The organism is Okeania sp. SIO2C9 (assembly GCF_010672455.1).
In the GTDB taxonomy this organism is placed as follows: Bacteria; Cyanobacteriota; Cyanobacteriia; order Cyanobacteriales; family Microcoleaceae; genus Okeania.
This window is the reverse complement of the sequence record NZ_JAAHGO010000051.1, coordinates 58,890-66,931: the sequence shown is the minus strand read 5'-3', so window position 1 is coordinate 66,931 and position 8,042 is coordinate 58,890. Positions and strand designations below refer to the sequence as shown.

Genomic DNA, 8,042 nt, shown 5'->3' with positions numbered 1-8,042 from the left:
TAGAAAGAAATTCCCAGAGGCATTTCCTCCCGAGGGAATAGTGAGCTGTGCCGTACAGCCTGTATTGGTTAATCCAATATCAAGATAAAAGCTGTTACGATTTTCTACAGTTTTTTTCGTACGGTTGTATGCTTTGGCTCCTTTTCGTTTGTCGTTGGATGAGATAGAGGATGATGAGGAGTTGGAGGTTTGGGAAATTGCTATTGGGGATTTGCTAAATCTGCATTTGTTGAAGGGTGTTGAGTATGGGATTTATAGTTTGCATCCTTTGGTGCGGGAGTTCTTGCAGATGAAGTTGAGAGAATATTCAGGAGCGGATGAGTTGAGACGTGGTTTTGTTGTGGCGATCGTGGAGGCGGCGAGGAAAATTCCTGATAAGATTACGCAGGAGCAAGTTCGGGAAGTTGAGGTTGATATTCCCCATATTGAGGAGGTAGCAGAAAATTTAACTGAGTATTTGAGTGATGATGATTTGATTGTTCCTTTTATTGGATTAGGTCGTTTCTATGAAGGTCAAGGATTTTATCCACAGGCACAACCTTGGTTAGAGAAGGGTAAAGAAATGGCAGAAAAACGGCTAGATAAAAATAATGCTGATATTGCGAATGTCTATAACAACTTGGCAGGTTTATATTATTCTCAAGGGAAATACGAAGCAGCAGAACCTTTGTTCCTGCAAGCTATTGAAATCCACAAAATCGCCCTACCGGAAAATCATCCCTCCCTTGCCACCCACCTCAACAACCTAGCAGGATTATATGAATCTCTTGGGAAATACGAAGCAGCAGAACCTTTGTACCTCCAAGCTATTGAAATCGTCAAAGTTGCTCTACCGGAAAATCATCCCTCCCTTGCCACCGACCTCAACAACCTAGCAGGATTATATCGTTCTCAAGGGAAATATCAAGCAGCAGAACCTTTGTACCTCCAAGCTATTGAAATCGTCAAAGTTGCTCTACCGGAAAATCATCAATATCTTGCCTGCAGTCTCAACAACCTAGCAGGATTATATAAATCTCTTGGGAAATACGAAGCAGCAGAACCTTTGTACAAACAAGCTATTGAAATCGACAAAATCGCCCTACCGGAAAATCATCCCTCCCTTGCCACCGACCTCAACAACCTAGCAGGATTATATCGTTCTCAAGGCAAATACGAAGCAGCAGAACCTTTGTACAAACAAGCTATTGAAATCGTCAAAATCGCTCTACCGGAAAATCATCCATATCTTGCCACCGACTTCAACAACCTAGCAGGATTATATAAATCTCTTGGGAAATACGAAGCAGCAGAACCTTTGTTCCTGCAAGCTATTGAAATCGACAAAATCGCCCTACCGGAAAATCATCCACAGCTTGCCACCCACCTCAACAACCTAGCAAATTTATATTATTCTCAAGGGAAATACGAAGCAGCAGAACCTTTGTACAAAAAAGCACTGGATATTTTAGAACAAAAATTAGGTGGGGAACATCCTCATACTAAGATTGCGCGAGAAAATCTCCAACGTTGTCGGCAACAACAACAGAGCTAGACACGGATTTTGCCACAGATACACGAATGATGCCAAATAATTAATCCGTTTATCCGGGCCCGAATCTGTGTCTAGCTGCTGATAACTGAAAAAGAGCCTTGGCAGAGCCTAGCGACAGCTATATCGCTATTTCCAATATGTTTCAAATAACAAGGAATTAGTATTAGTATTAAACGCCAAAAATGAGGGAAAATCAGTTTCTTGATACTCAAAATTTACATCATCTAATGCGTTAGTATAAGCTTTAGCCAATATTTCTTCTAAATAAGATTTGAGACTAGGAGAATCTGTCAACAATTCTTGAATTTTTCGCCTTTGTTCTCTAATTGTAACTTCCCATCCATGAAAATTTTCAGGACTATTAACATACATTCGCTTCAGAATATGAGTAAGCAATACTGTTAATCGACTATTCAATTCTCGACGTTCATGTCTGCCCAAAGCTTCAATCTCCTCAATCAGATTTTCCCAGTCTAAATTTTCTATATCTTTAGCTTTTAATTTAGCAGCAGTATCCTCACACCACGCCAGAAAGTCGCGTTCGTATAAAGTATCTATTTTTGGCAATTTATGACTCATATTTTACCTCTTTATTTATTAGGAATTATGTAAGCATTTCCTAGGTCATGCTGCGCAAACAGCCGTCAGCCATCAGCTATCAGCTATTGCTTTTAGTTTAGGATAAAAGCTTTATTAATTGTCTTGTAGGTATTCAGCTATTAGCGGTCAGTTATTTCTAGGAATCCTGTGCAAATAGCTTTTTAATGAATTAAGCAAGCATTAGTTTAATTTATACTACATTCTCAACCAGAAATTCGTACTATGAAGCTTTGATAAAATTGCTTTTTTCTCCTTGAAAGGTCATCAAACTGATAACGTAGTTCCGACCATAGGAGGCTAGCTGATAGCTGACAGCTAATAGCTGAATGCTTACAATTAAACAACTCCATAATCAGTATATTCCCGCATTTCAGGAGCTTGAAATCCCAGAATAATATCTTCTTTTGGCACTCCTTGCTCCACAAGTTTTTCAGCAATTCTCATTTCCGTCATATTTTGCTCTATCCAAATTTTTCCTCCCTTAATATCCAAATGTAAAACACAACCATAAGCTCGCCGATAACCATCCCATCCTACATTCATAACCATATAATGGTCTTGTTTTGTATCAAAAACCGTGTAATTATCTATCTGACCATTTGCTATAGGGATGGCAGCATAAACTGTTAATAAAGATTGAATAATATGGCGATAAGATTCTAATTTATCCATCTTACAATTACCTCCTTTATTGAGTCATAAATAATTAGTTTTATTTCATACCTTTCCAAAGATATTTGGGCAAATTCCCCCTTAAAAAAAGTGTCATAAGCAACCACAGGTATTGCCAAATATAAAATTCGTTTTGGGTCACTAATTTCTAAAGCTAACCGATAATTCAAGAATTGTCCTAAAGCATTATGGTAATCTGTTAATGGCGAATCACTCAAAAAAGTTTTAATCTCAACTGCAATCTTTTCTTCACCCCGCTCTGCTGCTAATAATTGCTGTGCACCTAAATAAATTTCAAATTTAGTTCCGCCTACTTCCAGTAGCAAAGGATCGTCAGTTATCTGCCATTCCTCCTTTTCCAAAGCAATTCTAACCACAGCATGAAATTTATCCTTAGCAGCCATTTTTACCCTTCTTTAATTTACTTATTATTATGGTCTAATTGTAATATATATAGAACATAAAAGCGCTGTAAAGTATAAAATTCAGAATTAGTAAATTTACTTTTAATTCTAAATTATACATTCATAATTCTACATTTGAACCACCAATCTACTCAAACCTTTTAATATTTGCAAAACATTCCACAAATCATTATGACGGCGATGCATCGAAAATAAATCTGACTCACTATCAATAAGTTTTTCCTGTTGAATTAACTTCAAAAAAATAAAATCCGTACCATTAGTCACAAAGCCATAATTAGGCTTTTCTAAATTAGGACTTGCCAACATATAAGCAAGCGCTTGTGGAATCCCAACCTCCAGAGAATAAGCAGTTTTTTTTGCCTCAATTACTAATACCCAAAATTCTGGAGTAAAAACTAAAATATCTAACATACCAGTAATAATTGTTGCCTCATCTTCCGAGCTAATTTTTACTTCCTTTTCACCAGTAAGAAAAAAAGGATGTCGATAAAAACCAGCCCACTTCAATAATGGAGATAAAACAACTAATTTTACCACAGGTTCTAACAATGGATATTGAGATCAATGTAAATATTCCTGTTTTACTTCATCTATAGCAGCCATTTCTAAATCTGTCAGTTCCGGCAAATTTTCTTGCCATTCCTGGAAAAATTCTCCATCGTCAGTCCATTCTAAACCAAACTTTAACTTTAAATCTAAAAGGTTAATTTTTTGAGCTTGAATAGTTTCAACCATGAATTTTTATTCCTCAGTATCCGTAAGCATTCAGCCGTCAGCTATTAGCTATCAGCTATTAAGCTATTAATTTTGGGGAAGGTAAAAGCAATTTAGAAATTGAGAAAAAATAAAAAGTTACCGCCAAAGTACTCTTCCTACATCTTATACCATTTCTCAAAAACTTTTCTACATTTTATTGAGCAGGGGAGTAGGGGAGTAGGGGAGTGAGGGAGAGGTAAAGATAAGAATAATTAACATTAACTTAGCTAAAATAAGCAAAAAAGTTATTCTACTTGCGTTAATTACTTAATAACTGAAGTGTTACTCAAGTATAGCATTACTTTTGGAAATTGGTATTAGAAGTAATTCTTCATTACTAATTGCTGTTAACGTAGTTCCTCCTCCGGAGGATAGCTGACTGCTAATAGCTGTTTGCGCAGCATTCTGCAGGAAATGCTTACCAGTATCCTTGAATCATATTTTCCCCACTGCTCCTGTTTCATTGTCAACCTTTTGAGATTTGCCCACTTTAATCTGAAAGAGCGATCGCTAATTTTTAAGCCGACATTATATCAATTTTTTCATTTTCTAGAGCTTCATAAAATTTTTGCGAGGTCAATTGGGTTGCATTCAGAAAAAATCCATGATACTATTTGTATAGTGGGATATATTCGCACTTACGCATGACTTTTTATTCAACCAAGAATTAGGAAAGGCTTGATACCCTTCAACAAGAACAAAAACAAAAGAGAAAGGATGTCAAATACAATCTATAATTAAAATGACGCAAATCTTAATTATAGATTGAAAATGCTACCAGTTGACCAAGCAGAGTCAATCATCTTGAACCTAGTACAACCCTTAAATACCCAGAGGGATGTAGAAAAAGTAGACCTCCTAACCGCATCGGGGCGCATATTAGCCACCCCAGTCACCAGTAAGCTTGATTTTCCCCACTGGGATAATTCAGCAATGGACGGCTATGCAGTAAAATTTACAGACGTCAAAAACTCTAGTCCCGAAAATCCAATAACCTTGGAAATTATAGAAGAAATTCCAGCCGGGTATCAACCTCAGCAGCAAATTCAACCAGGACAAACAGCTCGTATTTTTACAGGTGCTTGTATGCCCACAGGAGCAGATACAGTAGTCATGCAAGAAGTGACTCAAAAACAAGGCAATAAAGTACTCATCCAAGAAACCCCAAGACCCCAAGAATTTGTACGATATCGTGGTTCATTTTATACTGCAGGTACTCCCTTACTCAACCCTGGAACAATCTTAGGAGCTTCAGAAATAGCAGTATTAGCAGCACTTCAATGTCAAGAAATAACAGTTTATCGCCTACCTAGAGTCGGAATATTGTCCACAGGCAACGAATTAGTCACACCAGACCAACCCCTACAACCAGGTCAGTTAGTAGACTCAAATCAATATGCCTTAGCAGTAGCTGTAGCACAGACAGGTGCAGAAGTAATACGACTAGGTATTGTCCCGGATGAACGAGAAATATTGAAAAAAAACATCGCTGAGGCGATCGCTACTACAGACTTTTTACTTTCCACTGGAGGAGTATCAGTAGGAGACTATGATTATGTAGAAGATATTCTCACCGAGTTAGGAGCAGAAATTCATATTCATTCTGTGGCAGTTAAACCAGGAAAACCATTAACTGTTGCTAAATTTGCTGATGCTCAATGTGTATATTTCGGTTTACCAGGAAACCCCGTTTCAGCCTTAGTTAGTTTTTGGCGGTTTGTCCAACCAGCACTAAAAAAATTGGCAGGAGTAGAGCAAGCAGCATGGGGGCCAGAATTTGTAACGGCGCGATCGCTTCAAGATTTACATTCCAACGGTAAAAGAGAAACTTATCTATGGGGTCAGCTAAATTTAGGAAGTAATGGCCATGAATTTCAACTTGCAGTCGGCAGTAACAGTTCGGGAAATTTAATTAATTTAGCTGGTAGTACAGGTTTAGCAGTTGTACCATTGAATGAAACTTCGATCACGGCAGGCGAGTCAGTACAAGTGTTAAAAATAAATTGATGGTCATCAACATCAGGAAAATAAAAAGGTAATTATGGAACAGTTAATAACCACTCAACAAGAGCAAATACGAATTTTAATTGTGGATGATGACCCAATGATGCAACTTGGGTTAGAGCAAGTTTTGGGCGATTATTCTAATATTGAAATAGTAGGTTTGGCAGACAATGGTAAGTTGGGAGTGGCAAAAGCGATCGAAAAGAAACCAGATTTAGTGGTTATGGATATTGCCATGCCAGAACTTGATGGCATTGCAGCTACTCAGCAAATTAAGGAAAAACTCCCAGATACAAGAGTTGTTGTACTTACATCTCACGATAGTCAGCAAGAAGTTATGGGTGCATTATCTAGTGGCGCAGATGCATATTGTGTAAAGGGGGCGAGTATAGAAAGGTTGATATCTGCTATTACTGCTGCTATAGATGGTGCTACTTATCTCGATCCACAAGTGGGGAGAATGGTGATTCAAAATTTGCAACCAACATCGCCAGCAGTGCCAGAAAATTCAGCTAATTTGTCATCTAGAGAATTAGATGTTTTAAAATTGTTGGTAGAGGGTAAGACTAATACGGAAATTGCTAAAGACCTTTTTTTGAGTCCCAATACTATTAAAACTCATGTTAAAGGTATTATGAATAAACTAGCAGTTGACGACCGAGTTAAAGCAGCAGTTGTTGCTTTGAGAACTGGTTTGGTATGAATTTTACTTTCAATAATTTAGAATTTATAATTACCTCTTCTTATAAATAATAGGATTGGATAAAAAGATTTTTTTTCTTTTTTCTCCATGAATTGAGAGGCTTTATACCTAAATTTTTCGGCAATTTATTTATAAAATAAATAAATTTTTATCTATGAATTTTATTTAACTAAAGGTAAAGGAAAAAATGAAATATCACACATTTATATCTTTTTTAGAAATTTGTTGGGTTGGAGCTACTCTTTGTATTTTTAGTAGGCAAATTGGAATTTGGCGCAGACAAATTAGAAAGAAGAAAAATATTGTCGTGAATTATCAAGTTGTAACAAGAAACAGCAGATAAGAATAATTGTTTACCGAGAAATTGATGAAATAGTCCATAACCCCTGTTTTTGGCTGTCTGTTTTTAGCGATCGCCTATTTTTTACTGTTGATTGAAGAGCGGTCGCTTCTCCTGACAATAGTAACTATTAAAACTCATGTTAAAGGTATTATGAATAAACTAGCAGTTGACGACCGAGTTAAAGAAGTCGTTGTTGCTTTGAGAACAGGTTTGGTATGAATTTGACTTTCAAGAATTTAGAATGCGCGAATGCGCGAATTACCTCTTTTTATAAATAAGAGGATTGGATCAAAGGATTTTTTTTCTTTTTTATCCATGAATGGAGAGGCTTTATACCTAAATTTTTCGGCAATTTATTTATTTTATAAATAAATTTTTATCTATGAATTTTATTTAATTAGGGCTTGCTGATTAAATCTAAAAGCATTGATAGATAAAGGTTATAGCATTTTTAGGTCTAAAAAAGTGTTAGCTTTTCGGTGGAAAAAGCTCATGCATGCTAGTATTTTGGGACGATTATGGCAGAAAAATCTTGAGACAATTCTTACTCCTACTTCCTCTATAATTCCCATTTATTCTGACTCCTGACTCCTGACTCCTGACTCCTACCCTAACCCATAAGACTTTTTCAGCAAACCCTAATTAGAGTGTAGAGGAAAAAATGAAATATCACGCATTTATATCTTTTTTAGAAATTTGTTGGGTGGGAGCTACTCTTTGTATTTTTAGTAGGCAAATTGGAATTTGGCGCAGACAAATTAGAAAGAATAAAAATATTGTCGTGAATTATCAAGTTGTAACAAGAAACAACAGATAAAAATAATTGTTTACCGAGAAATTGATAAAACAGTCCATAACCCCTGTTTTTGGCTGTGTGTTTTTAGCGATCGCCTATTTTTTACTGTTGATTGAAGAGCGGCCGCTTTTCCCGATCATAGTAACTTTTAAAACTCATGTTAAAGGTATTATGAATAAACTAGCAGTTGACGACCGAGTTAAAGC

At 36.4% G+C, this 8,042-nt stretch carries 8 protein-coding genes and 1 pseudogene; 4 read left to right on the top strand and 5 right to left on the bottom strand.

The annotated features are described in order from the left end of the window. Window positions 1-133: 133 nt before the first annotated feature. Window positions 134-1,534 carry a tetratricopeptide repeat protein gene (locus F6K23_RS28645; protein ID WP_293162082.1) on the top strand — a complete coding sequence of 467 codons (1,401 nt, stop codon included), beginning with the start codon at window positions 134-136 and terminating at the stop codon, window positions 1,532-1,534. A gap of 126 nt (window positions 1,535-1,660) precedes the next feature. On the opposite strand, the gene F6K23_RS28640 is transcribed toward F6K23_RS28645, so the two are convergent. From F6K23_RS28640 to F6K23_RS28620, 5 genes are all read right to left on the bottom strand, one after another. Further along, window positions 1,661-2,113, bottom strand: coding sequence for a DUF29 domain-containing protein (locus F6K23_RS28640; RefSeq protein ID WP_293162080.1), 453 nt, complete (start codon window positions 2,111-2,113; stop codon window positions 1,661-1,663). A gap of 357 nt (window positions 2,114-2,470) precedes the next feature. Further along, window positions 2,471-2,806: a XisI protein gene (locus F6K23_RS28635; protein ID WP_293162078.1), complete on the bottom strand. Its 336-nt coding sequence runs from the start codon at window positions 2,804-2,806 to the stop codon at window positions 2,471-2,473. Then, a complete protein-coding gene (locus F6K23_RS28630; RefSeq protein ID WP_293162076.1) occupies window positions 2,794-3,210 on the bottom strand; it encodes a XisH family protein in 417 nt (138 codons plus the stop codon). The genes F6K23_RS28635 and F6K23_RS28630 overlap by 13 nt, the downstream gene beginning before the upstream one ends. 129 nt (window positions 3,211-3,339) lie before the next feature. After that, a complete protein-coding gene (locus tag F6K23_RS28625; RefSeq protein WP_293162074.1) occupies window positions 3,340-3,783 on the bottom strand; it encodes a restriction endonuclease subunit R in 444 nt (147 codons plus the stop codon). Between the two features lie 12 nt (window positions 3,784-3,795). Next, a complete protein-coding gene (locus F6K23_RS28620) occupies window positions 3,796-3,969 on the bottom strand; it encodes a hypothetical protein (RefSeq protein WP_293162072.1) in 174 nt (57 codons plus the stop codon). Between the two features lie 792 nt (window positions 3,970-4,761). On the opposite strand from F6K23_RS28620, the gene glp reads away from it, so the two are divergent. The 3 genes and pseudogenes from glp to F6K23_RS28605 all read left to right on the top strand — a co-directional run. Beyond that, window positions 4,762-5,997, top strand: a complete 1,236-nt coding sequence (gene glp / locus F6K23_RS28615) for a gephyrin-like molybdotransferase Glp (protein WP_293162070.1) — start codon at window positions 4,762-4,764, stop codon at window positions 5,995-5,997. A 67-nt stretch (window positions 5,998-6,064) separates the two neighbouring features. Then, entirely contained in the window at window positions 6,065-6,697 is a 633-nt protein-coding gene (locus F6K23_RS28610; RefSeq protein ID WP_293162088.1) for a response regulator transcription factor, read from the top strand. A 454-nt stretch (window positions 6,698-7,151) separates the two neighbouring features. Continuing rightward, window positions 7,152-7,259 (top strand): annotated as a pseudogene (locus tag F6K23_RS28605) (DNA-binding response regulator); the annotation flags it as partial. Window positions 7,260-8,042 lie beyond the last annotated feature (783 nt).